Genomic DNA, 23,625 nt, shown 5'->3' with positions numbered 1-23,625 from the left:
CCAGCTTTGGGCCGTTAGTCCTCCGTCTTCGCCGGGCGCCTCGGCGGGCCTGCGGTCAGCTTTGCCGGGAGGACGCGCGCGAAGAAGGTGACCACCTTGTACCTCCGCGTCGGGATGGACACAGCTTTGCCTTTGGCGTTGTCCTCGAGGCCTTCACGAACCACCCGCTCGGCCTTCAGCCAGAGGAATCGCGGCGCCACGGACTTATCCATGCCCATGCGATCGTGAAACTCCGTGTGGGTGAACCCCGGGCAGACTGCGGTGACCTGTACGCCTGACTTTGCATAAGCGGTGTTCGCCCAGCGGCTGAATGTCACCTGCCAGGCTTTGGCCGCGGAATAGCTGCCCCGGTTGGCGAAGGCCGCCACGCTGGCCACGTTGATGATCCGGCCCTTGCCCCGCGCCAACATGACCTCAAGGACGGCGTGGCATAGCTCCATGGGAGTCTGGACGTGGAGGCGCAAGTGCGCCCGCTCTTCCTCAAGATCGTTGTCCTCGAACGACTTCAAGAGCCCGCTCCCCGCGTTGTTCACCAGCACGTCCACGGGCCTGCTTGCGTCCCGCAGGCGGTCCGCCACTGCGGAAACCCCGACGTCGGAGGTCAGGTCCGCCGGCAACACCTCCACCGAGATACTGAAGTCGCGCTCGAGTTCCTCGGCCTTGGCTTTGAGTCGCTCTTCATCGCGGGCAACCAGGACCAGATGGTGCCCGGCTTCGGCAAGCTGGCGGGCGAACTCCGCGCCCAGGCCGGCGGTGGCTCCGGTGACAAGGGCAGTGAGTTCGTTGGCTCGAGTGGTCATGGCCCTACCCTAGCGTCCCGCAACTCCTCCGCCACCCCACCGAGTTGACACTTAATGACAATGTTGGCGCGGCGGATTGTCATTAAGTGTCAACTCGGCTCAGGGCGAGGGGACGAAACGAGGTACAGGCGAACTTTGCCAGAGGATTGGCCAAACGTCCCGCCATTTGGAGGCCCCCGGAGGGATCGGAGATATCCAGCATGTGCTGGTTGTTCCGCAACTGCAGCCTGTTGAGGCAGGACAACTCGAAGTCCGGGGCGAAGAGGTCGTGCCTGTCGAACTGATCGGCGAGTTCGGGGTGGCGGGCCTGGTATTCCCGCAGCACCGATGCAGCAGTCCCCCAGAACTCGTCTTCGCGCATCGTTCCGTCCTCAACGAGGATCGCGGAAAGGAAGCGGAAGATGCAGTCGAAGACGTCCGTAAAGATTGCCAACACCATCTGTTCGGCCGGGATCTCTGCCTTGATGCGGGAAACTTCCCCGGGCAGTTCCAGCCTGTCCCCCATCACCACGATTTCCTCGGCAATGTCCTTCATGATCGCCCGCACCGGTACGCCGTCCTCAAGGATCAGGATCACGTTCTCGCCGTGCGGCATGAATGCGAGCTCGTAGTTGTAGAGGCAGTGCACCAATGGCACAAGGTACGCGTCGAAATAGCGGCGCAACCATTGCGTGGGCTCCAGCCCGGAGCGCGCAATCAGCGACGAAACCATCGAGGCGCCGGAAGCATCGACGTGCAGCAGGGATGCCATGGTTGCCAACTGCTGGCCATCCTTAAGCAATGGCAGGGGACTTTCCCTCCACAGGGCAGAGAGCATCTTCCGGTACGGCGAATCCTTGGCCGACGCAGCCTCGAAATAGTCGTTGCGGTAGCCGATCGCCGCACTTTCCTTGATCATGGCCAAGCCCCGGTCCTGGAGCTCCTGGTCTTTGGTGATCAGTTCCTGCAGCCAGTCGTTGATGGCCGGCGTGGCCTTCATGTACTGCGGCGACAACCCTCGCATGAAGCCCATGTTCAGCACGGACATCGCGGTCTTCACGTAGGCCTTCCCGGGCGAGGTGGCGTTGAAGAACGTCCGGATGGACTGTTGGGCCTGGTAAGAATCCTCGCCATGGCCAAGGTGCACGATGTGTTGCTGTGCGATTTCCGCAGCAAAAGTCACAGTGAGTTTGTTGTCCCATTGCCAGGGGTGTACCGGCATGAAGAAGTAGTCCTCGGGATCCAGCCCTGAGGCGGAGAGCCCCGCGTTGAACCAAGCCACGGTAGCCGGGCCCAATTCCGCTTCAAAGTGCGCCTTGTAGTCCAAACCGGCACTCGACGTGAACACGGCCTTGGACCGATGGACCGCGATCCACTGCAGCTGGACGGTAGCCCCGGTCTCGGGTGCAAAAGCGTGGTAATCCTCAATACCAAAACCCAACCGCCCGTTGTTGGCCACGAAACAGGGGTGGCCCTCGGCCATGCTGTGCTCGATTGCCTGGAAGTCAGCCGCAACATCCGAGCCACCCGTCACGCCGGCGGCCAGTTCAACGGACCCGAAGGGTTTGCCCTGCTTGTACGCGTGGCCGGCCAGGGTGCTGCTGATCTCTTCCAGATACACCGGCAGCATGTCCATCCCGATGCCGAGCGTTTGGTGGAACTCGGCAATGAAATCCAAGGCATCCAGCGGCAGCTTCCCGCCATCCCCGTGCCGGCCGATCGAGTCCGGGAGCACGGACCAGTGCTCCAGTTCCAAGACCCGGGCGCGGAAGCGGTACTCCACTGAACCGTCGTCGCTCACCACCTTGTAGAGACCAATTCCGTCCGCCTCTTCGCGGATGAGTTCGGGAACAAGGATGCGTTCATGCGAGAACTCTGCGAGCGCTTTGCGGACCAGGTGCCTGTTGGCAACGGCCCAACGCTCCGGCGTCAGGTGGGCAACCGGCGACTGTGCTGTTGCGGCCTCGGCTGTGCTTGTCACTGGGTTTCTCCTTTGGTCGCCGCGGCGGGCACGGCCGGAATCGGGGTCAGGGTGGCGAGAAAGTCCTCGCGGGTACAGAAGCTAAGGAGCCCCTGCTTGTGGTCCTCAGCAGGGTCGACGGCGGGAAGAGTCACCACGCCGTGCGGGCGGAAGCCCACCTTCTGGTTGAGGAGATGGATCTTGTGGTTCCGGGCATCAGGCTCGACGACGACCCGCCGGGTTCCGGGATCATCGAAGAGTTCTGTCATCACGGCTTGCATGACGGACGTGGTGAAGCCGGATTGAGGGGTTCCGCTCGGCGGCGATACCAGCAGGTGCATTCCCACGTCCCCGGGCTGTACTTCGTAGACGTCCGCCAACGGGGACGCTTCCGGAAGGTACCGTTCCATGAGGAAGGCGGGCACTCCGCCGTCGAGCCCCAGGAATGCCTGGTGGTGTCCGGAGGCGGCGATGCCTGAGTACTCCTCAACAACGTCCTGTTCCGTGCATCCGGCCATGCCCCAGAACCGCGCGTACTCCCGGCTCACCCAGCTGTGGAGGACGGGTGCATCGGCTACCGGATCGACGGGACGGAACGTGAACCTCATACACGTGCCCCTACGGTTTCGGCCTGCACTGCGGCAGGTGCGCCAAACTGCTGGAAAGCGATGCTGCGCTCGATCGGGTAGATCTCCCGGCCCGTGATTTCACGCAGGATGCAGGAATTGCGGTACGCGGCCATGCCGAGGTCCGGGGTAACGAAGCCGTGGGTGTGGAGTTCCGCATTCTGTACAAAGATTTCGCCGGGTTCGACGCCGGTCCCGTAGTTACGGTCGACGTCGAGCCGCCCTTTGTGGTCACGGCGGAGGCGGTCTTTGATGCCGGCCAGGAATGCCGGTTCCCTGTAGGCATAACCGGTGGCCAGCACCACGGCTTCGGACTCCAGCTGGTAGTCGCGTCCGTGTTCCTCGTGGCGGAGCTGGAGTGTATGGGTCCTCCTGCCCGCATCCCATTCGGCAGCGTTCAGTGCAGAATGCGTATGCAGCCGGGTGTCCACCATCCCGGAAAGGCTCTTGGTGTACAGGAGGTCATAGATATCGTCGATCAGGTCCGAGTTGATGCCTTTGTAGAGGTTTTTCTGGTTCCTGATCAATGAGTCACGCTGCTCGGACGGCAGGGAGTGGAAGTAGTCCACGTACTCCGGGGACGTCATTTCGAGCGTTAGCTTGGTGTACTCCAAGGGGAAGAAGCGCCCGGACCGCGTGACCCAGTTGAGTTGATAGCCGTGGACGTCGATTTCCTGGAGCAGTTCGTAGTAGATCTCGGCCGCGCTCTGTCCGCTGCCCACGATCGTAATGCTCCGTTTGGATTGCACCTCACTCTTCCTCGACAGGTACTCAGCGTTGTGGAGGACGAGTCCCCCGCCGTCGACTACCCCTGCACAGGACGCTGGAATGTACGGCGAGGTACCCGTGCCGAGGACCAGCCGTCGGGAGCGAAGCACCTCAGCGCCATCCGGGCCCTGCACCGAAAGCCGGTACACGCCGTCGTCGTAGGCCACATCCAGCACATCCGTGCCAAAACGGACGGAATCGAGCTGGCCGGCTACCCACTGGCAGTACTGGTTGTACTCGGCGCGGAGCGGGTAGAAGTTCTCCCTGATATAGAAGCGGTACAGGCGCCCTGTCTGTTTCAGGAAGTTCAGGAACGAATACGGCGACGTCGGATCGGCCAAGGTTACGAGGTCGGCCATGAAGGGGACCTGCAGGTGTGCAGGCTCGAGCATCATGCCTGGATGCCAGTCGAACGAGTCCCGACGCTCAAGGAACACGCAGTCCAGCTCCTCCACCGGTTCACTCAGCGCGGCCAGACCCAGGTTGAAGGGCCCGACGCCGATTCCCGCGACGTCGTAGATCCTGCCTTTGTCCGGGGTGCTCATGCAGCGGCCTCCGTAGTGTTCGAGAGCAGGCCGGCGCCCGTCCGGCGGATGAGTTCAATGATTTCCTGGATATCCCCCAGGGATGCTTCAGCATTGAGCAGGGTGAATTTGAGGTAGTGATGCCCTGCCACCTTGGTGCCGGCCACTACGGCTTCACCCGAAGCGAAGATTGCTGCGCGGATTGCCGGGTTGAGAAGGTCCGCGGCATCGTCGTTCAGGGCGACTCCATCCACGAACGGGCGGTAGCGGAACACCAGGGTGCTGAGCTGCGGTGCGGCAGCCAGTTCGAATTCTGCATCCTCAGCCAGCAGTGTGCCCACGCGGCCAGCGAGCTCGATCGCCTCGTCGAACAGCACGCCGATAGCGTCCGCCCCCATGATCCGGAGTGTCAGCCAAAGCTTCAACGCATCGAAGCGGCGGGTGGTCTGGATGCTCTTGTCCACCTGGTTGGGAATGTCGGCTTTGGCCGCACTTTCCGGATTCAGGTAGTCGGCGTAGTAGGTGACATGGCCGAGCATGGCACCGCGCCGGACCAGCACCGCGCTGGAACTGACCGGCTGGAAGAACGTTTTATGGAAATCGACGGTCACCGAGTCGGCCACGTGGATGCCGTCAAGAAGATGCCGGTACCTGCGCGAGACGAGCAATCCTCCGCCGTAGGCAGCGTCGACGTGGAGCCACGAATCGTAGGCCCGGACGAGCGCCGACACCTCGGCAAGCGGATCCACCGAACCGAAGTCGGTGGTCCCCGCAGTGGCCACAACCGCCATGGGCACCAGCCCGGCATCGTGCGCTTCCGCCAGGGCTGCCGCCAGCGCAGCGGGATCCATGCGGTGGTCTTCGGAGGTGGGAACCGCGATCACCGCGTCGAATCCGAGGCCGAGCATGGAGGCCGACTTCTGGATGCTGAAGTGACTGTCTGCGGAGGTGAAAATGCGGAGGCGATCCAGCAGGTGCGGCAGGCGCACTTCGGGGCTGGTCGCACGGAGTTTGGCCACCGCCTGGTTGCGCGCGATCAACAGCGCCTGGAAATTGGACTGGCTTCCACCGGAGGTAAACACGCCGTCGGCCTCTGCGGAGAAACCAATCCGCTCAGCAGTCCAATCGATGAGGCGGCGTTCGATCATGGTGGCCCCGGCACTTTGGTCCCAGGTGTCCATGGACGAGTTCACGGCAGAAAGGACTGCTTCGCCCACAAGTGCCGGAATGACCACAGGGCAATTCAGGTGCGCCGCGTAACGGGCGTCGTGGAAGTAGATGGCGTCCTTGAGGTAAAGATCGTCGAGTTCGTCGAGGGCTGCAGCCGTATCCGGCAGGGGACGGTCCAGGTCCACGGCTTCCACTTTCGCCTTCAGCGCTGAAGGTGCGACGCCGGTGAACGGCCGGGCGGTTCGCTGCACTTTTGTGGAAACAGCGTTGACGCCCTGCAGAACCTGCGCCACATAATTGGGCGAATTTCGCGCGTTGAACAGCTGGCTGGTGGCAGCGAGAGCCAGCTCCACTTTGGAGCCGAAATCCTGCTCCTGAGCTATCCGCTCCTCGACAGTTGGTGACGTCACGTCAGCTTCCTTCCGTTGCACTAGTTAGCATAGGCACACCTTACTTAGGTTTACCTTAACGTCAAACTCTTGTGACCTAATTGCTTCCGAAGTCAAAGAGAAGCGGCCGCCCGGAGGGTGATCCGGACAGCCGCTTCCAGCGCCGCACAGGCCCCACTGCAAGAGCCCGCGCTTTTGAGCAGCGCGCTACAGCACGCTGGCTCCGAGGACGCACTTGGCCTCTGTCCCTGGCTTGGCGATTTCAGCTTCAACCGACCAATCCAAAGCCTTCCCCGGCTGAGCACCCGTGAACGATCGCTCGCCGCGTGCCAGTACTACCGAGGTTGCCGGGTCCACCCAACTCACCGAGACCTTGACGGTGCCCTTGATGCCGTCCGGCGGAGTCACGATCCCCTTGGCTGTCACTTTGCCGGTGGCGGTATCACAGGAGGTCATCTTGGCGGCTTCGATGATCCCGGTGCCCGGGTTCGCCGGCTTTGCCTCACCAGTAGTAGCCGCTTGCGTTGTAGTGTTCGACGGCGACTGGCCGCCGCTTCCAGACGACGAACAGCCGGCAAGCACTGCCGACATGAGTAGCGCTGTCATGCACGCGACTGACTTCTTCATGGACGTGCTGCCTGCTTCTTACGGCGTCCCACAAGGAACAGGACCAAGCCAGCGCCAACTATCAGAACACTGATGGGTAGCACGGTGAGGACAACACCTGTGAAGGCCAGCGGTTCTTCAGCCCGGTCCGGACCCGTCGCCTCCGTCGTCGGGAAGTTGATCACAACGTTTGCCGGCGGCGTTGACACCAGACTTCCCGTTGTCGAACCTGCCGACGCCGTGGCCGTATTGAACACTTGGCCGGCATTAATGTCCGCCTGGGTGATCGCATAAGTCGCCTTGGCAGTGACCGTCTCACCCGGGTTCAGCACGCCGGGAGTTCCAGGCCAGCGGTGATCCAGCGCGGACAAACCGGGCATCGCGTCCCGGATGGCGACGTCCGTCAGGACAACGTTGCCGGTGTTCTTCGCCGTGAAGTTGAAGGTGATAATGTCACCGACCTTCGCGGGATCTCCGATGGCGGAACCGTCAGCGGTCTTGAAGAACGCAAAACCCGCGTCTGGAGACAACGGAGTGTCGGTGCCGGCAGCTGGCGGTGCAACTACGGGACCCGTAGGTGGCGTTCCCGTGGTGGTCGCCAGGTTGGCGACGTGACCGGCGTCGATATCCCCCTGCGTGACCGTGTACGTTGCCTCTGCCGTGACCGACTCGCCCGGGAGCAACTCCCCCGGGGTGCCCGGCCAGACGTAGGTCAGAGCCGACAATCCTTCCATTTGGTCATCAATCGACACTTTGTTCAGCTTCACGTTGCCGTTGTTCTTGGCCGTGAACCGGTAGACGATGTGATCGCCCACGCGGGACGGTCCATCAGATGCCGCGGCCGTGGCTGTCTTGCTGAATTCCATCGCCGGGGCAGAGGTCAACGGGGTATCCGTTACTCCCGGAGGAGGCGTCACAGCGGGACCTGCGGGCGGAGCACCAGTGATCGTGGCCGAGTTGACCACGTGGCCAGCGTCGATGTCCGCTTGGGTGATCGCGTACGTGGCCTTCGCCGTGACCGACTCGCCCGGGAACAACTCCCCCGGGTTGCCCGGCCAGCTGAAAACCAGCGGGGACAGCCCAGCCAGCGGATCATCGATCGTCACATCCGTCAGCTTCACGTTTCCGGTGTTCTTCGCCGCAAACGAGTACGTGATGACGTCACCGACCTTGGCCGGATCCTGAACGCTGCTCGAATCAGCCGTCTTCGTAAGCTGCAGCCCCGGGGCCGGAGTCAGCGGAGTGTCCGTCGTTCCCGGAGGCGGCGTCACAGCAGGACCTGTGGGCGGAGCGCCTGTGACCGTCGCCGAGTTGACCACGTGACCGGCGCTGATATCGGCCTGAGTGATCGCGTACGTGGCCTTCGCCGTGACCGACTCGCCCGGCAACAGCTCACCGGGAGTTCCCGGCCAGCTGAAAACCAACGGTGAAAGGCCTGCCAGGGGATCGTCGATCGACACGTTGGTCAGCTTCACGTTGCCCGTGTTCCTTGCGGTGAACGTGTACGTGATGACGTCACCAACAACGGCCGGTTTGCGGATCGCCGAAGTATCCGCCATCTTGCTGAACTGCAACGCCGGAGCCTTGGTCAACGGAGTATCCGTACCCGACGGCGGCGTCGTTAACGGAGGCCCGGTAGGAGGATTACCAGTAGCTACCGCTGAGTTGGCAACGTGACCGGCGTCGACGTCGGCCTGTGTGATCGCATACGTTGCCGTCGCTGTGACAGTCTCGCCCGGAAGCAGCGTTCCAGGAGTTCCGGGCCAGGCGTAAACCAACGGCGAAAGGCCGGCCAGGGGGTCGTCAATGACTACGCCCGATAGCGCGACGTTACCGTTGTTCGCGGCCGTGAACGTGTAGCTAATCACGTCACCAACCTGCGACGGGGACTGTATCCCGGACGGGTTGGCCATCTTGGTAAACGTCAACTGAGGGGCCTGAACGGCTGTGTTGGTCAGCACGCAACTGATATCCGCCCCGGCCACCGGAACCAACTCCAACGAACCACCGAAAGCTGCCCGGCGAGGCAGGCCTGTCTGCAAACCGTTGGCATCCGTGCAACTAATGGCCTTGGCGTATCCCGACAGGTTGGGGCCCGACTCGGTGAGATAGTACGTACTACCGGCGTTGGCCACATACTGACCCGTAACCCCGGTACCAGCCGAGACGGCAGCGCCCGAGCCGGTGGTGGTTGAGTTAGCTGTGTTATTGACCACCGTTCCCGTGGCGGAGCCCTCACGGATTTCAACCGTGAACTGGTCTGCGGCTGCCGTTCGTTCAGCGCCCAGTGCTTTGCTCAGTGCCAGGCGGGGAGCGCGGACCACCAGACTGGCGTCCGCCGGCGGGTTCAGGTTGGTCGCGATGTTGGCAGGACCGTTGACGTACGTGCCTTCGGCCGCGGCGGTGACATCCACGGTGATAGTGCAGGACACCATTCGGGAGGCCAGATCTCCGCCGGTCACCGTTATGACGTTGCCGCCGGGATTGGCCGTCGTCAGGAACGGGTCGGTTCCCGGCGCCTGGACGCAGGTTCCGCCGAGGTTCGGCACATCGGCCACGACGACGCCGGCAGGGAGAGTGTCCGTGATGGTCCAGTCGCTCTTGGCATTGAGTTCATCGGTGTTGGTGACTGTCAGGGTGAGGGTGGACGTCCCGCCCGGACCGATAAGGCCCGGGGTAAAGGACTTGTCCAACTGCGGCGTGACATCAACCAAGCGCACGTTGTCAAAGGCACCGTCGTTGCCGTCGGTGGTTCCATTCGTGTTCCACATCTCCAGGCCCAGCGACTCGGTGGTTGCCTGGAAGGCAACGTCGGAGGTCATGGAATTGATGCGGACCGACTTGGTCACAGTGCCGAAGACGCCGCCGACGTTGCTGGTTACTTCTTGCTCGGATGAGGTGACATTGGGATCCGTTGTCGATTGGCAGCCGTTGAGGGGAGCGCCGATTAGTGTCACGTTTCCGAGTTCGTCGCTCCGTGCGAATTGATAGGAGGGGTCCCCCGCCGGCAAGCCACAGTTCATGTACGCCGTATCCACACCGAACGTGTAGTAGTGACCGGGAGCCACTGCGATAGGCGCCGCTGTTTTGAACATGAGACCGTCGGTGGGCCCCGTGGGGAGGGTATCGCACGTGCCACTCGATGTGCTGGTGGACCGGCACTCGGTGTACGAGCTGTTTACATGGTTCGTGGCGGGCGAGTTGGGCGTGAATTCCTGGCCCATGGCCAGCGCCAGCATGCGCAGGAACTGGTAGCTGCGAACACCGCTGGAATCGGCACAACGGTTGTTCGAGGCTGTACCGGCGCTTCCGGAGACGGCCCAGGCGGGTGTGGTGGTGTTGTCCTGGCTCAGGATGACGCCGTTGCATCGAATCCCGTTGATCCATTGAGGCGACCCCGTGTACATCTGTCCTGAGGCCCCGGTGTAGGCGGTTGATCCGGAGGCGGAATAGGACTGGGCTCCAAGCGCGGTGTCATCCGTCCCATTTTCGAAGTCCTCGTTGAAGACAACGGTGCCGGATTGTGCGACACCCGGCGCCCCTGGGGTTGTTGCCAAGGCTGATGACGCTAATGCACCACCCAGCCCCATCGAAAAGACAGCTGTGGCGAGCACACTTGCCAGCAGCTTCATGGGTAAGGAATGTCTCATGGGCTCGCTTACTTCTCCCGGCCATGAGAAGTCCTCTCCGCTGGGTCGGAGCGGACTTCACGGCTCCGGCATTTCGGTGGTTGCACGCCACCTGGCTAGCGCCGGTTTCGGGAGACTCGTGTCGCCGAAAGCTGCGGCATACTTCAGCAGTAGAGACCGACAGTCGGCTCACCACTTATCTGTGGGCGCAAGACAGCTTTCGTGTCGCGAATTTCGAAGTTTTTTGGTTAATTCAGCCAACCCACGAGGTGATGGCATGTCTGGCGGCCGGATTCGCGAGGCGCTGGCTAATGAAAGGCGTTGCTGAATGTCTTGGTGACGATGCCCTGGCCGCCGAACTGGTAATGCAGGGTGCCCCGGTCCGCGGCTACCGGCATGGCGACCACAAGTTTGAAATCCAGGCCGTGAGGATCAAGAGCAGGAGTTGCACACCGGACCTGCCGGCTGTTTTCCGCCGCGCTGGAACATGTCCATCCCGCGGGGCTGGTGGTCTTGCCGGCAACAAACGTGGCTTGCTCCGGCAGGCTGAAGATTGCCTCGGCGGATTCCGCAGGCCCGTTGCCCGTCAGCGAGAACACGAGGTTCAGTTCCCTTTCCGTGGGAATGGAACCGCGAACCGCGGTGAAAGTCGCGTCAACGGTTCGGGCAGGCGGGACGGAGGCTGCGTTCGATGGTGCGGGCGTCGACGTCGAAAGAACAACCGGTGAGTCCACAACCGATGCCGCCCTTGGAGCAGCGGGCGCAATCGGGACCACGACGACGGCGGGCCGCGGAGCCGGGGACGCCGCAGGTTCCGTGGGGGCCGCCGCAGGAGGGACCGACGTCGGGGTGGCAGCCGGCGGTTCGGCGCGGCCGGAAGGCGTGGCGGAAGGCTCGACGACCGCGGGCGGTGCTTCTGTCGCGGAGTCCGGTGCGGCCGTCGTCTCGGAACCGGTGGGGACCAGCGCAGCAGCCAGCCCGGCAATAGCGAGGGCTCCCGCCACCACCGCGGCGGTGATCTTTCCCGGGCTCCCGGACCTCCGGGCATCACTGGAAGCCGCTGCTACAGACGTCCCTCCGGGAAGGGGTGCTGTCCCCGACAAGTAGGCCGCCACGACGTCGGGAGTGAAGGCAACACCCGTGAGCAGCGGGAACAGGAGCGTGCGCATGCCGCTTTGAATGTCGTTGAGTTCCACGAGCAAGGCGGTGCATTTGGCACAGCCGGCCAAGTGCGCGTCCACTTTTTCGCGGGTAGTGCGCTTCAAGGCGTTCCGCGCATACTTCCCCAACTGGCTGGAGAACTCTGCGCACCCGTCGTCGGGTGATCCGCCGATGTGGAACTGAAGGTACGCCTGCCGCAGGCCCTCCCGCGCCCTGAGGGCAAGTGACGACACGCCGTTCGGGCTCAACCCGATGAAAGGAGCCGCAGCCGCCGGTTTCAAGCCTTCAATGTCGATGTGCCACAGGACTGCCTGCCAGCGCTCGGGCAATGACCTGAACGCCTTGGCCATGACGGCTGACTCGAATTCATTGATGATGCGGTCTTCATCTATAACGACGGAGTCCAGAACGCCGTTGTCACCCGCAACCGGCACTCGGCGCGACTTGCGGTTCCGGTCGTGGGCTGTGCGCCGAACGACGGTGAGCAGATAGGATCGGAAGTACTCTTTGGGGCCTTTGCCCTCAGTCAACGACTGGTAAATGGAAGCGAAGGCCTCTGCCACGACGTCGTCCGCATCGCTGAAATTGTCAGCCTGCGTCCGCGCGACATAGAGGGCTGCGTTCAAGTGGCGCCGGTACAGGACATCGAAGGCTTCCTGGCTGCCTTCCCGCACCAGGGCGATCGCCTGGGGGTCGGTGTAATCATCCAACGCCAAGGTCGGGGCACCACCGTCACCCCCGACCTCCGATACTTGATCCACAAACAATAGTGTTACATCAGATTGCGGGCCACTTGAAACAAGATGCGTAACCGGATAATACGATCGCGTCATCTGCGTCACGATTCGCCCCTAAGGCCCACTAAGGGGAATATCACGCCCCCAAGTGGATCGAGGATCAATGGACCTCCGCGGTAACCGCCACACGCTGAAGCTCGTCCGCGCCCTGAATCAAGGCACGCCGGGACGGCCGGAAAAGGTTGCGAGAGGCCTGCCCGGACGGCGTTCCGGAGCCTTGAGCCGCAAGAAGCATGCCGGCCGGGTGGCCCTCCTTTACAGGGCTGACAGGACGCACGCCGTACCTGGCGATACGGTCATCTTCACCGCATGGGTCACCAATGACTCACGCAGCCACCTAAGGCAAGTGCGCCTCATTCCGCGATCCTTCACCAACGAGGGCATGGACTCGCTCAACTACACCTCGAACCCCGGATCCGAGGAGTTGGAGGTACCAAGCCTGGAGCCGGGCCAGACCATGATGAGGACTTTCTCGTACAGGGTCACTGATGCGGACCACCTCCACGGAGGCAGCCTGATCAGTGCGATGCAGGTGCAAGCCACGTGCCGCGGCGAAATTATCGCCGACGAACACGACGCGATCGTTTCGCTCAACGGAGCGCCTACGGGATGGATGTCCGGTCCAGCGCGCCCGGAGGTGGCCTATCGCCCTTCCAGCCGCAGTTCTTCCTTAAAGCCCCGTCGACGTCCCGGGCGGTTGGGTTAGGGCCTACTCGTTGTCCGGTTCCCCCACCGGCTTCTCCGCCGGCCAGTCGACGTCCAGCTCGTAACCCTCGTGCTTCTGCAGGTAGGCAGCGATATACGGGCAGTGGGGAATGATGCGCTTTCCGGATGCCACCACGTCGTCCAGTGCAAAGTGCGCCAGAACCTTGGCCAGCCCCTGGCCCTTGAACTGGGGCTTGGTCTCCGTGTGCGTGAAATCGATGTGACCGGGCCGGTTGATGAACTGGGCAATCACAGCCAGTTCACCGTCGGCACGCAGCTCGTAGCGGTGGAATTGGTCGTTGCGCACTGTGGTCACGCCAGCGCGGAACGAGTCTGCCAAGGAGTCGGTTTGCTCGGTCATGATTCGAGATTGGCACGTAAACCCTGCTCTGGCAATGCGGAGAGTTGGTGGTTCCGCTCGCCGGAAGCTCCCACCGGAGCCGGCGGCAGCACCGGCGTCGGGACCCTGCCAAGCAGCAGGACCGCGAGCGCGAAGCAGGCAGCTCCGCCACCCAGCAGCGCCAGCGTCAGGCCGTTGAACGCGGCGTCAGCGACGGGAACAAAAACGACGACGGCGGCAGTTACCACTGCGATCCTGGAGGGGCCCCGGGCGTGACTGGCCGCCGTCGGACGGTCCTCGAGGCGTCCAAGAAGCGCGACGGTAGGTAGCAAGAGGCCCACGACCGCGCAGAACACGGGGATCCGCGCCCACCACCATTCGGCAGTGCCGGCTGAAGGCTTTGGAAAGTCGGTCAGCAACAGGAGCGCGGACATGCCCACAAGGAGGGGAAGATGCCACAGGTAGACCGTCATGGAACGGCGACCGGCAACAGCAACGACCCGCTGCACCCAGCGTACGGAGCCGAGCCAGCGCACACCGGGCCGGAGCAGCTGAAGCGTTGCCGCCTGGGATACGCCCAGGAGCAGCAGGCACAGGTTGGGCGGGTTGATGTTCACCACCATATTGCCTGGATAGAGGCCCACCCCGGTGGCAAGCCCGAGCAGGAGGTTGCTGAAGACCGCCATCCCGAGCAACCACGGACGGCTGCGATGCTCAAAATAGCCGTCCACCATGAAGAAGCCCAGTTGCTGCACCGCGCACCAGACAAAAATCAGGTTGGTGAAGGCCAGCAAGGGGATGGCGCCCCTCAAGGAATCGACGGCGATGATCAGGGCAACGAGCGCCCCGAAGGTCGCCAGCGGGTGCCGGTCATGGAGACGGGCCAGCAGGGGGATGCTGAGCTGCGCGGTCAGGAACGCCGCAAGGAACCAGAGCGGCATTGCGGCGCCTGTAGTCATCAGCTGGATCACTTGCGGATGGACGCCCAGCAGCAGTGCCGCCCACAGCCCCGCCCACATTAGGGCCAGCAAAGCCATGGCAGGCCGGACCAACCGCAGGAGCCGGAGCTGTGCGAAGTCAAAGCCTGTGCCACCCCGCGCTTTCAAGCGCCGCCATGACTGCAGCCCGGTGACGCCGCCCAGGACGAAGAACAGAGGAACAATCATCAGGAGCCACACCACCGGCGTGAACCACGCTTGCTCCATGAGGGTGTTCTCAGTGGTGACTGTTCCGTCCCGGTGCAGTACCGGGCTGACCATCATGCAATGGGCCACTACCACCAAGAGCAGGCAGACAAAGCGCACAAGGTCGATTGCCGGGTCGCGCTGCGCAGGTTGACTCTGCCTTGCCCTTTCCATGGCTCTCCCTAGGATGCATGCTCTGTGGTGCTACACCATTGTCCGCCCGAGCGGTTGGTGGGACCAGAGTCCGGGGGGCTGCCGTTGTGGAGGGACGGCTCATGATCCTTGTCCACAAAACGTGGACCAAGTCTGGACGGAGCCACCTGCAACCGGCAGGATCAAAGCCATGACAACTTCCATTTTTGTGAACCTGCCTGTCAGCGACCTCGAGGCGTCCAAGGCCTTCTACACCGCACTCGGATACACCATCAACCCGAACTTCACGGATGAAACCGCAGCCTGCGTGGTTTTCAGCGACACGATTTACACCATGCTCCTGACGCACGACAAGTTCTCCCAGTTCACCAAGCAACCCATCGCCGACACTCACAACTCGACGGCGGCCATCGTTGCGCTTTCGGCCGACAGCCGTGAAGCTGTGGATGCGCTTGCCACCAAAGCATTGGAAGCGGGCGGTACGGAAACCTATGACGCCCAGGACCTCGGGTTCATGTACAGCCGCGCATTCCGGGACCTCGACGGCCACCACTGGGAAGTCTTTTGGATGGACCAAGCCGCAGCCCAGGATGGTCCGCCCGCGTCCTAGCGGCAAGGACTTCTCTACGGCAGCAGGAGGGCCACAATCCCGAGCACGACGGCGAGCAGCGGGGTTGTGCCTTGAAGCACCGCGGCGCGGAGGTACTTCCGCCCGCTGGCCGCGAGGACCAGGGCCGCCAGCAGCATGGATCCGCACGAGCTGAACACGAGGGTCCAGCCAACCTGCGGAGCCCCGGCCCAGATGGCAACAATGCCTGCCAGAGCCCCGACTGCGAGGAAGAGGTTGTAGAAGCCCTGGTTGTACGCGAGCGGTTTGGTGGTTACGGCGTCCGCCTGCGATGTGATGCTGAAGCGTTTCCAAGTGGCCGGCTTGGTCCAGGTGATGGACTCCATGGTGAAGATGTAGACGTGCAACAACGCTGCCACCAGGGCAAAAATCAGGGAGGCCAGGATCATGAGTTGATCCTAGCCTCCCCTCGTCCCCGTTTGAGGACTGTTGGTGCGCTTGCCGTCAGGCGTTCAACATCGCCAGCGTGGCACCGGCGAACGACCATGCCGAGCCGTTCCAACGCGCCAGCAAGCCTTGCAGGTTCTCGCCGTCCGCACGGTGCGCCGCGGTCTCAGCCTCGAGCGTGGCGAGGATCCCGGTGCGGAGCTCGGTGTTGAAGTTCACCTTGCCCACCTGCATGGCGGACGCTTTGGAGAGCTCACTGGCTGGAATGCCGGACGCGCCATGGAGCACCAACGGAACATCGGTCCGGGCGGCGACGTCCTGCAGGACGTCCCAGCGGATGTTGGGCTCGCCCGTGTACTTTCCGTGCACGTTACCCACCGCAATTGCCAGCAACTGCGCGCCGGTTCGCCCGACGAAGTCGCTCACCTGCTCCGGATCCGTCAAACCCGCAACGGAAGGACCGGCGTCGGGGGCTTCACCCGAGGCGCCGAACGCCCGGTCCTCGTCCCCTGCCAAGCCACCCAGCTCCGCTTCAATGACGACGTCGGCATGGCCGTCGGCGTCGAGCATGGCACGGACTTCGCGAACCAGGGCGATGTTGTCCTCGTAGGCCAGGGACGAACCATCGGCCAGGACGGCGTCCGCACCGGCATTCACGGAGTCACGGATGACCTGCAGGTCGGAGGCGTGGTCCAACTGCACGGAGACCGGAACACCGGCATTGTCTGCCAGTCCCCGCAAGGCTGTAATGAGCCGCAGCCCGTTGGGCGTTGCCGCGGTTTTCGGGGCTACCAGCAGGATCACGCCTGACCGTGCTTCCTCGGCCGCCGAAACCACGGCCATGGCGGTGGTGAAGTCGTAGCACGTGAAAGCGGGAACGGCGGATCCGGAGGCCAGGGCAGAGCTGACCAGCTGGTCGAGTTGGGCACGCATCAGTGGCCCAGCCCGCCCACGAGGATCCACGCCACGTACGTCAGGGCGAAGCCGGCCAAGCCCAGGATGGTGGTGAGGACGGTCCAGGTCTTGAGTCCGTCGGACACGGTGAGGCCGTAGTAGCGGACCACGGTCCAGAAGCCAGCATCCGTAACGTGGGACAAGCCGAGCGAACCGAACCCGATGGCGATCACGATCACGGCGATCTGGGCCGGCGAGTAGCCGCCTTCCATGACCGCGGAGGTGAGCAGGCCCGTCGTCGTGACGATTGCGACGGTTGCCGAGCCCTGCGCGGCGCGGAGGGCGAGGGAGATGATGAAGCCGAGCACGATCACCGGCAGGCCAAGGCTGTCCAGGGTGTGGGACAGTGCGGCACCGATGCCGGACGTGCGGAGGACTTCGCCAAACACGCCACCGGCTGCAACAACCATGAGGATGGATGCGACGGGAGGAAGTGCGCCTTCGAAGATCTCTCCTGTTTCCTTCAGGGACCAGTGGCGGCGGACCGCCAGCAGGAAGAAGGACAAAGCAACGGCAACCAGAAGAGCGAAGAACGGGTTGCCGATGAACGACGCCACTCCGTACCAGTAGTTGTCCTTGGGGATGGTCAGCGTGCCGACGGTGCCAAGGAGGATCTGGACGATGGGAGCGGCGATCAGGAACATGATCAGGCCGGGACGCGGAGGAGCGATGGCGCGGGCTCCGGGCCCGTCGTGGCCTACGTGAACCAGGGTTTCGGCCGAGCCGAACTCTTCCACCTGTGCTTTGACGCCGGGGAGCAACTCGTACTCCTTGCGGTTCATGATGCTGGCAACCCAGTAGGACAGGAAGCCGAGCGGGACACAGATGATGAGCGAAATAAGCGTGATGAGTCCGATGTCGGCGCCGAAGACGCCGGCGCCGGCAACGATGCCCGGGTGCGGCGGGACGGCCACATGGATGGACAGCATGATGCCGGCCATGGGCAGGCCGAACTTAATCGGGTGCACGTTCGCGATCTTGGCGAAGGCGTAGACGATCGGGACGAGGACGATGACGCCCACTTCAAAGAACACGGGAATGGCAACAAGGAAGCCGACCGCGGTCAGCGCGATGGCTACCCGCTTGGCGCCAAGCTTCTCCGTGAAGTGCGTGGCCAGCGACTGCACGCCGCCGGAGACCTCGATCATGCGGCCAAGGATGGCACCGAGGGCGATCAGCAGCGCAACCTTGCCCATGGTGCTGCCCACACCCGTGGTCACCACCGTGAAGATGTCCTTCAGCGGGATCTGCGCCGCGACGCCTACAAGGATGCTGACGGCCAGGAGTGCGACGAATGCCTGGATCTTGAAGCGGATGATCAGCACCAGCAGCAGTGCGATGCCTGCAGCGGCGATGGTCAGCAGCAGCGGAGTACCCAGCTCCACTGCGGGTTTGATGGCGGGCGCGTCGGCCGCGCGAACCATCAAGGAGTTAATGAGGGGGTTCATTGGGGGAAATGTCTCCTATGACATACCGGTCCGGGGACCGGCGAAAGGTGGCGACGACGACGGAGGGGGGACCGCCGTCGTCGCGGGTTTTACTGAGGTGCTGAAGCGCCCATGCGGACGCTGGCGGGGTTGCGGCTCCGCTTAGGCGGTGCGCTTGGCGGGTGCCACAACCTTGATGACGGCGGAGTCGTCGGCAGCGGCGAGGCCCTGGGCCTGGCCGAGGAGGTAGAGCTGTTCGGCGGCGGCTGCGACGGGAGCAGCCAGGCCGGCGGCGCGGGTGGCCTTGCCGACGATTCCCATGTCCTTGACGAAGATGTCCAGGCGGCTGAGGACTTCGGCGCCTTCTTCAGTGTAGGCCTCCAGGATGCGCGGGCCGCGGTTGGAGAGCATGAAGGATCCCGCAGCGCCGGCTTCGAGCGCGGCGAGGGTCTTGGCTTGGTCAAGGCCAAGCGCGTCGGCGAGGGCCATGGCCTCGGCAGCAGCGGCAATATGGACGCCGCACAGGAGCTGGTTGACGGTCTTGAGGGCCTGGCCGTCACCGGGCTTGTCGCCAACGATGCTGAGGGTGGAGGCAAGGAGCTCAAGGGCAGGACGGGCCTTCCCGAGCGCCTCGGGCTCTGCGCCGACGACGATCAGGAGGTCGCCTTCCCCGGCGCGCTTCGGGCCACCGGACAGCGGGGCGTCAACAAGGGACACACCGTATTCGGCAAGCTTGGCCACCGTTGCCGGAATGGCCTCGGTGCCCACGGTGCTGCCGAGGATCACGACGGCGCCCGGCTTCAGGACGGGAGCCACGCCGTTCTCACCGAACAGGACGTCGTTCAGCTGCTCGCCGTTGCGGACCGCCAGGAGCAGGGCGTCCGCGCCTTCGGAGGCTTCGCGGGCAGTGCTGAAGGTCTTGATGCCTGCCGCGGCGGCGAGATCCAGGCGGGCTTCGGCGATGTCGAAGCCGTGGACGGTCAGCTCGGATGCAAGGCGGGTTGCCATCGGCAGGCCCATGGCACCCAGGCCGAGGACGGTAACGGTGTAGTTGCTGGTCATGATGTTCTCCGTTGAAGGTGTTTCTAGAAAGTGCTGCTGAGTTTGCGGGTGACGTGGGCCAGTGACTGGTCGTCGCCCACGTTGCCGGCGAAGACGATGTACGGGATGCCCTTCGCGGGGCCGTCCACGGGTTCCCAAAGGGAGACGATTCCGGGAAGCATCGGCCCCCGGACAATCGCGTGGCGGATTTCCAGGCCGTGCGCTGCAACGTCGGAGGAAGTGATGCCGCCCTTTGCGATGACGAAGCGCGGCGGGAAGGTCTTCAGGGTCCGGTTCACGACCGATACGACGGCGGCAGAAACAGTGCGGGCGATCTGCAGGCTCGCTGCGGGATCGTCGGTCTTGATGAGCAGGCGGCTGGTGTGGACAATGACGTCGCCTTCCCGGAGGGCATCGACGACGTCGCTGACCACTGTTGCGATGTACTGCTCAGCTTCCGCTGCTGTTTTGGTTTCGGCAACGAGTCTTTCCACGTCGATCTCGATGATGCGGGCGCTGCTGTGTTCGCTGGTGAGGACGTTGAGTTGGCGGGTGGTCAGGCCAACGTGTGAGCCGACCACAATCAGGCCCCCGGCGGTGGAGGGTGTGTTGCCGGCGTAGGCCTCTTCTCCAGTGAGGGCCTCGCGGATCTCCTGGCCGATGCGGCCACGGACGAACGGCGGGCCAACGCGGTAAAGGAGCTTCTTGCCGCGGCGTTCCGCTTCTTCCAGGCCGAGGGCCAGCGCACGGAAGTCATTCTCGGTGACGATGTCCGCCACAACCGGGGTGGAGTCGGTGGCCGGCTCGATGGCGTCGGCGATCGCCTTGGCTGAGATGGCGGGATCCTGTGCCGAGGCGCCGGCGCGGATGATGTTCAGGTCCAGGACAATCACGTCCTCCGCGGGGAAGCGTCCCTGTGACTTCTCCTCCACATACTTGGCCATCCGGGAATTCGAGAACCCGAACGTGGCGTCCTTGGCGAATTCGGTCTCAGCAACCGGGGTGAGTGAGCCGGCGTCGTCCCCGGAGTCGCGCATGTAGTGCACGCCGCCGATGGTGACGCGGCCGGCGTCGGGGAAGGCGGGAACAATCACGACGCCGTCCGTGGCACCGCCCGTTTCTGCAGCCACGGTTGCGGCGATGACGTCAGGCTCCAGCGGGTAGTGGCCGCGAAGGGTGGAGTCGCTGCGGCTCACGAAGCCTAGGGTCACGATGCCGGCAGCTGCGGCAAGGGCGTTGCGGACGATTTCCTCGTTACGCGCCGCCGCCTCGGCCGGGTCCAGGCTGCGGGTATTCGTCAGGACGTAGACGGCGGGCTTGGTCTGGTTCCGGCGGATGTGATCGAAGGCCCACGTGAAATCTTCCACGTCCCAGCGGGTCAGCACCGCGAGGTCGGCAACGGACTGGGTACCCGTGGGGTCGTCGTCCAGGACAACCAGGATGCGGGGGCTGTTCGCCGAGGACGCTGCAACGGCGTCGGCCACCAGCTGAGCAGGGATCTGAACTTCCGCCGGGAAGGCGGCCAGGACTTCGGCTTCAGGGATCACGGAACACTCCATCGTGGGAAATCTAAGCGGCAATGATTGTGAATGTAAGATGTCAGACATCTAACATTTCAATGCCAGTGTGACACAGCGCTCCTTACCGCGCAAGGCGATCACGCTGGCTAGGCTAGGGACCATGGCTGACATCGGGGTCCCGCCCTGCTTTGTTGACGTTCGCGAGCCCTCCGAGGCCCCGAACAACCAGCCCCCTGCAGTCCTGATCCATGGCTGGGCATCCGGCTCGGCTTACTGGGAGCCCTTGGCCTCGAAGCTTGTGGAGCGCGGTCAGACCGTGTGGATCCTGGACCTCCCCGGTTACCACGCCGGCCAGGAACTTCCGCAGGACTTTGAGTGGACCTTGGAGACGGCTGCAGCATCGGTTGGAGCCACGATCGGGCGAATGACTTCCGGCCCCGTACACCTGCTGGGTCACTCCATGGGAGGCAGCGTCGCCCTGACGTTGGCCGCAGCACGGCCGGACCTCGTGGCTACGCTGACGCTCTTGGGAATGGTGCCCGCGCCGCCCAACGCCGGTTTCCGCAACCTGATCCGGGAGCAGGTGGAGCAAGGACACTTCGATGCAGGGTTCGTCGGGAAGTGCATGAGGGCCTGGTACGGGGATCTCCCTGCGGAGGATCAAGAGAAGCTCAGCAAAGGCTTTGACCTGCCCTTCCGGGTCCTTGCCCCGAGCGCATTGGCGGCCATGACCGGCGTCGGGCCTTCAATACCCGGGCGCGTCCTGGCGCCCCTGCTGGTCATCGCCGGAGTGGGCGACCGCGTGCGTTCCATCGACCAGATGACTGACTTTGCAGCGGCTGCTCCAGGCAGGCGGCTCAAAGCGGTGGAGAACGCGGGGCACAGCGTCCACTGGGAACAGCCGGAGGCATGCGCTGTGACGCTGATGGAGTTTTGGAAAACAAGCCGGCCACTGCCAGCGTAAGATGTCTGACAACCATCCTGCCCAAGGGGGAACCGCGGGATGGGAGATCGGAAGCAAGGAAAGGGGGACCCATGGCACGCAAGTCGCTGGTCGGCGTCGTTGCTGATGAGCTGCTGGACAGGATCGTCGCCGGCGAGTTTCCGCCCGGCACTGTAGTCCCGGGCGAGCTGGAGCTCAGCGCGCGCCACGAGGTGAGCCGCATGACGGTCCGCGAAGCCATGAAAACCCTTGAAGCCCAGAAGATCCTGAGTGTTGAACGCGGCCGGGGAACGTTCGTGAACCCCCTGAATCAGTGGACTTCGCTCGAGGCCGTGCTGCGTGCGGCGTCCGAAGGTACCAAGGACGCGGCGGCCGCCATCCAGCTCATCGAACTCCGGCGCATGCTGGAGACCGGCGCTTGTGAGCTCGCCGCCGGCCGCATTTCGGACGAGGACCTCGAGGTCCTCAAGGATCACGTGGAGCAGATGCAGTCCGCCCATGAGATCAACGATGTTGCAGCGTTCGTCGAGGCCGACCTCGCCTTCCACGACGTCATTCTGCACGCCTCCGGCAACGTGTTCGTAGCCGTACTGTTCGAGCCGTTGCATCGCGTGCTCGAGGCCCGCCGCACGCAGACTTCGGCGGTTCCCGAGATCCAGGAACACGCCATCAAGCACCACCGCAGCATCACCACGGCTCTGGAGTCCCGCACCGCCAACGACGCCCGGCTGGCCATGGATGAGCACATGCAGCAGACCCTGGACGATCTGAAGACGTACGTGCTGGAGGCCTAGCGCGTCACCGATCTGACTGGCAGCAGGGGTTGTTCTGAGGGCTCAGAGCAACCCCTAATGCCAGTCAGTTGGGCTAGCGGCGCAGGCTCTCCGACGGCAACTCGCCGAATGACTGCAGGTACAGCGCCGAGAACCGTCCTTGGTGGGTAAACCCGCACAGCTCGGCCACTGCGGTCACCGTTTGCTCCCTCGGATCGGCCTCCAAGAGCATCTCGCGGGCGCGGTCCAGACGGATCGACCGCAACAACTCCGACGGCGTAGCACCGCATTCCGCCCGGAGCGCCGTCTGCAGCGTGCGCACCGATACACCAAGGCACTCCGCGATGTCCGGCACTGTGAGTTCCTCGAAGGCATGCCGCTCCAACAGCTCGCGGCATTCCCTGACCAAGCGACTCTCCGTTTCCACATCCCGCATCCCCGGCTCCGGAGCTTCCATGGCCATCAGCAGCCGCGACATCATGCTGTCCGCCAGCAATCCCTGCACGAACGCAGGCGTGGCCGCTTGCGGCTTGCTGATCAGGTCATCGTGAAGTTCGACGACGGACCTCAGGAACGCCCTGCCGGCCGCGGTTGTGAGGTCCATGCCGTAGCCGAGCCCGCCTTTGGGCTCCAGGCCACCGTTGAGTGATGTGGCCACCCGTTCAAGCGCAGTCCGGCGAACATACACAATCAGGTGCGGGCTGCCCGCATCCCACGACATGCTGAAGGGGCGGTCAACAGGCGGGACGGAAGCCATACGCGGGGTTGAATCAACGCTGACTGACCCCACCTGCATGGAGGCGTGGCCCGCCAATGGGATCTGGACCAGATGGAAATCCTGCAGGCCCTCCGGCTCAATCCGCACATCGGCCCCGTAATCCAGGAACTCGATCCCTACATCCCCGCGGTGCAGCGAACGCAGCTTCATGTCCACGGCAGCCTTGCTGGCACGGGGCGCAAGTTCATGGCCGCAGAACAGCTCGGCAATTTTCGCGTGCGCCTCGTCAACATCCCTGGTGGCAGTCGTCGGCCGCCCACGCAAGACGTCGCGGGGAAGGATCCTCACCACATGGCACCTACCTAGGGTCTGGCTACGGCATTTCGCTTTCCGGATGATCCTTACGCCTGGCGGATATTCCGAACCTGAGCAGCTGCCTAAAG

At 63.5% G+C, this 23,625-nt stretch carries 20 protein-coding genes; 4 read left to right on the top strand and 16 right to left on the bottom strand.

Annotation, left to right across the window (positions count from 1 at the left end; all coding sequences use genetic code 11):
- Positions 1-14 precede the first annotated feature (14 nt).
- The 8 genes from AUR_RS11670 to AUR_RS11635 all read right to left on the bottom strand — a co-directional run bounded on the left by AUR_RS11670 (position 15) and on the right by AUR_RS11635 (position 12,373).
- The gene (locus AUR_RS11670; protein ID WP_062094674.1) at positions 15-800 is read right to left on the bottom strand and encodes an SDR family NAD(P)-dependent oxidoreductase; all 786 of its coding nucleotides are present in this window, start codon (positions 798-800) and stop codon (positions 15-17) included.
- A gap of 82 nt (positions 801-882) precedes the next feature.
- A complete protein-coding gene (locus AUR_RS11665; protein WP_062094672.1) occupies positions 883-2,760 on the bottom strand; it encodes an IucA/IucC family protein in 1,878 nt (625 codons plus the stop codon).
- On the bottom strand, positions 2,757-3,347 hold the full coding sequence (locus tag AUR_RS11660; RefSeq protein WP_062094670.1) for a GNAT family N-acetyltransferase: 591 nt from the start codon (positions 3,345-3,347) through the stop codon (positions 2,757-2,759). The genes AUR_RS11665 and AUR_RS11660 overlap by 4 nt, the downstream gene beginning before the upstream one ends.
- The gene (locus AUR_RS11655) at positions 3,344-4,678 is read right to left on the bottom strand and encodes a lysine N(6)-hydroxylase/L-ornithine N(5)-oxygenase family protein (protein WP_062094668.1); all 1,335 of its coding nucleotides are present in this window, start codon (positions 4,676-4,678) and stop codon (positions 3,344-3,346) included. Before AUR_RS11655 ends, AUR_RS11660 begins: the two co-directional genes overlap by 4 nt.
- Positions 4,675-6,237, bottom strand: a complete 1,563-nt coding sequence (locus AUR_RS11650) for a pyridoxal phosphate-dependent decarboxylase family protein (protein ID WP_128397157.1) — start codon at positions 6,235-6,237, stop codon at positions 4,675-4,677. Before AUR_RS11650 ends, AUR_RS11655 begins: the two co-directional genes overlap by 4 nt.
- Before the next feature lie 186 nt (positions 6,238-6,423).
- Positions 6,424-6,843, bottom strand: coding sequence for a hypothetical protein (locus AUR_RS11645; RefSeq protein WP_128397156.1), 420 nt, complete (start codon positions 6,841-6,843; stop codon positions 6,424-6,426).
- Complete coding sequence (locus tag AUR_RS11640; RefSeq protein WP_241650916.1) at positions 6,840-10,379, bottom strand: DUF11 domain-containing protein; 3,540 nt, start codon at positions 10,377-10,379, stop codon at positions 6,840-6,842. Before AUR_RS11640 ends, AUR_RS11645 begins: the two co-directional genes overlap by 4 nt.
- A gap of 380 nt (positions 10,380-10,759) precedes the next feature.
- Positions 10,760-12,373: a sigma-70 family RNA polymerase sigma factor gene (locus AUR_RS11635; RefSeq protein WP_241650915.1), complete on the bottom strand. Its 1,614-nt coding sequence runs from the start codon at positions 12,371-12,373 to the stop codon at positions 10,760-10,762.
- A gap of 139 nt (positions 12,374-12,512) precedes the next feature.
- Between AUR_RS11635 and AUR_RS11630 the strand changes: the two genes are divergently transcribed.
- On the top strand, positions 12,513-13,115 hold the full coding sequence (locus AUR_RS11630; protein WP_062094661.1) for a hypothetical protein: 603 nt from the start codon (positions 12,513-12,515) through the stop codon (positions 13,113-13,115).
- A 3-nt stretch (positions 13,116-13,118) separates the two neighbouring features.
- Here the strand turns inward: AUR_RS11630 and AUR_RS11625 are convergent, their stop codons facing one another.
- Together AUR_RS11625 and AUR_RS11620 are read right to left on the bottom strand one after the other, a co-directional pair.
- Entirely contained in the window at positions 13,119-13,475 is a 357-nt protein-coding gene (locus AUR_RS11625) for a GNAT family N-acetyltransferase (protein WP_128397154.1), read from the bottom strand.
- Entirely contained in the window at positions 13,472-14,812 is a 1,341-nt protein-coding gene (locus tag AUR_RS11620; protein WP_021471273.1) for an acyltransferase family protein, read from the bottom strand. Before AUR_RS11620 ends, AUR_RS11625 begins: the two co-directional genes overlap by 4 nt.
- 169 nt (positions 14,813-14,981) lie before the next feature.
- Between AUR_RS11620 and AUR_RS11615 the strand changes: the two genes are divergently transcribed.
- Positions 14,982-15,401: a VOC family protein gene (locus AUR_RS11615; protein WP_031216166.1), complete on the top strand. Its 420-nt coding sequence runs from the start codon at positions 14,982-14,984 to the stop codon at positions 15,399-15,401.
- Between the two features lie 14 nt (positions 15,402-15,415).
- Here AUR_RS11615 and AUR_RS11610 read toward each other — a convergent pair whose 3' ends face one another.
- From AUR_RS11610 to AUR_RS11590, 5 genes are all read right to left on the bottom strand, one after another.
- Positions 15,416-15,808: a DUF1304 domain-containing protein gene (locus tag AUR_RS11610; protein WP_062094660.1), complete on the bottom strand. Its 393-nt coding sequence runs from the start codon at positions 15,806-15,808 to the stop codon at positions 15,416-15,418.
- Between the two features lie 55 nt (positions 15,809-15,863).
- Complete coding sequence (locus AUR_RS11605) at positions 15,864-16,739, bottom strand: class II fructose-bisphosphate aldolase (protein ID WP_062094658.1); 876 nt, start codon at positions 16,737-16,739, stop codon at positions 15,864-15,866.
- On the bottom strand, positions 16,739-18,208 hold the full coding sequence (locus AUR_RS11600; protein WP_021471277.1) for a GntP family transporter: 1,470 nt from the start codon (positions 18,206-18,208) through the stop codon (positions 16,739-16,741). Before AUR_RS11600 ends, AUR_RS11605 begins: the two co-directional genes overlap by 1 nt.
- Before the next feature lie 141 nt (positions 18,209-18,349).
- Complete coding sequence (locus AUR_RS11595; protein WP_021471278.1) at positions 18,350-19,249, bottom strand: NAD(P)-dependent oxidoreductase; 900 nt, start codon at positions 19,247-19,249, stop codon at positions 18,350-18,352.
- Positions 19,250-19,272: 23 nt separating this feature from the next.
- A complete protein-coding gene (locus AUR_RS11590; protein WP_128397153.1) occupies positions 19,273-20,775 on the bottom strand; it encodes a four-carbon acid sugar kinase family protein in 1,503 nt (500 codons plus the stop codon).
- 133 nt (positions 20,776-20,908) lie between these two features.
- Here AUR_RS11590 and AUR_RS11585 point away from each other — a divergent pair, with 133 nt between their 5' ends.
- Together AUR_RS11585 and AUR_RS11580 are read left to right on the top strand one after the other, a co-directional pair.
- Positions 20,909-21,712 (top strand): alpha/beta fold hydrolase, encoded by an 804-nt coding sequence (locus AUR_RS11585; RefSeq protein ID WP_128397152.1) that lies wholly within the window; start codon positions 20,909-20,911, stop codon positions 21,710-21,712.
- A gap of 71 nt (positions 21,713-21,783) precedes the next feature.
- On the top strand, positions 21,784-22,485 hold the full coding sequence (locus AUR_RS11580) for a FadR/GntR family transcriptional regulator (protein ID WP_062094652.1): 702 nt from the start codon (positions 21,784-21,786) through the stop codon (positions 22,483-22,485).
- A 73-nt stretch (positions 22,486-22,558) separates the two neighbouring features.
- Here AUR_RS11580 and AUR_RS11575 read toward each other — a convergent pair whose 3' ends face one another.
- A complete protein-coding gene (locus AUR_RS11575; protein WP_241650914.1) occupies positions 22,559-23,530 on the bottom strand; it encodes an AraC family transcriptional regulator in 972 nt (323 codons plus the stop codon).
- Between the last annotated feature and the right edge of the window lie 95 nt (positions 23,531-23,625).

Origin of the sequence: Paenarthrobacter ureafaciens, from assembly GCF_004028095.1 — a bacterium.
Lineage (GTDB): Bacteria > Actinomycetota > Actinomycetes > Actinomycetales > Micrococcaceae > Arthrobacter > Arthrobacter ureafaciens.
This window is presented reverse-complemented; position numbering and strand designations above follow the sequence as displayed.

Bases quoted from the DNA above. Each gene is read 5' to 3' on its own strand.
- AUR_RS11660 (WP_062094670.1), bottom strand. From the start codon at position 3,347: ATGAGGTTCACGTTCCGTCCCGTCGATCCGGTAGCCGATGCACCCGTC.
- AUR_RS11655 (WP_062094668.1), bottom strand. From the start codon at position 4,678: ATGAGCACCCCGGACAAAGGCAGGATCTACGACGTCGCGGGAATCGGC.
- AUR_RS11600 (WP_021471277.1), bottom strand. From the start codon at position 18,208: ATGAACCCCCTCATTAACTCCTTGATGGTTCGCGCGGCCGACGCGCCC.
- AUR_RS11620 (WP_021471273.1), bottom strand. From the start codon at position 14,812: ATGGAAAGGGCAAGGCAGAGTCAACCTGCGCAGCGCGACCCGGCAATC.
- AUR_RS11670 (WP_062094674.1), bottom strand. From the start codon at position 800: ATGACCACTCGAGCCAACGAACTCACTGCCCTTGTCACCGGAGCCACC.
- AUR_RS11630 (WP_062094661.1), top strand. From the start codon at position 12,513: ATGGACCTCCGCGGTAACCGCCACACGCTGAAGCTCGTCCGCGCCCTG.
- AUR_RS11610 (WP_062094660.1), bottom strand. From the start codon at position 15,808: ATGATCCTGGCCTCCCTGATTTTTGCCCTGGTGGCAGCGTTGTTGCAC.
- AUR_RS11595 (WP_021471278.1), bottom strand. From the start codon at position 19,249: ATGACCAGCAACTACACCGTTACCGTCCTCGGCCTGGGTGCCATGGGC.
- AUR_RS11645 (WP_128397156.1), bottom strand. From the start codon at position 6,843: ATGAAGAAGTCAGTCGCGTGCATGACAGCGCTACTCATGTCGGCAGTG.
- AUR_RS11585 (WP_128397152.1), top strand. From the start codon at position 20,909: ATGGCTGACATCGGGGTCCCGCCCTGCTTTGTTGACGTTCGCGAGCCC.
- AUR_RS11625 (WP_128397154.1), bottom strand. From the start codon at position 13,475: ATGACCGAGCAAACCGACTCCTTGGCAGACTCGTTCCGCGCTGGCGTG.
- AUR_RS11615 (WP_031216166.1), top strand. From the start codon at position 14,982: ATGACAACTTCCATTTTTGTGAACCTGCCTGTCAGCGACCTCGAGGCG.
- AUR_RS11580 (WP_062094652.1), top strand. From the start codon at position 21,784: ATGGCACGCAAGTCGCTGGTCGGCGTCGTTGCTGATGAGCTGCTGGAC.
- AUR_RS11605 (WP_062094658.1), bottom strand. From the start codon at position 16,739: ATGCGTGCCCAACTCGACCAGCTGGTCAGCTCTGCCCTGGCCTCCGGA.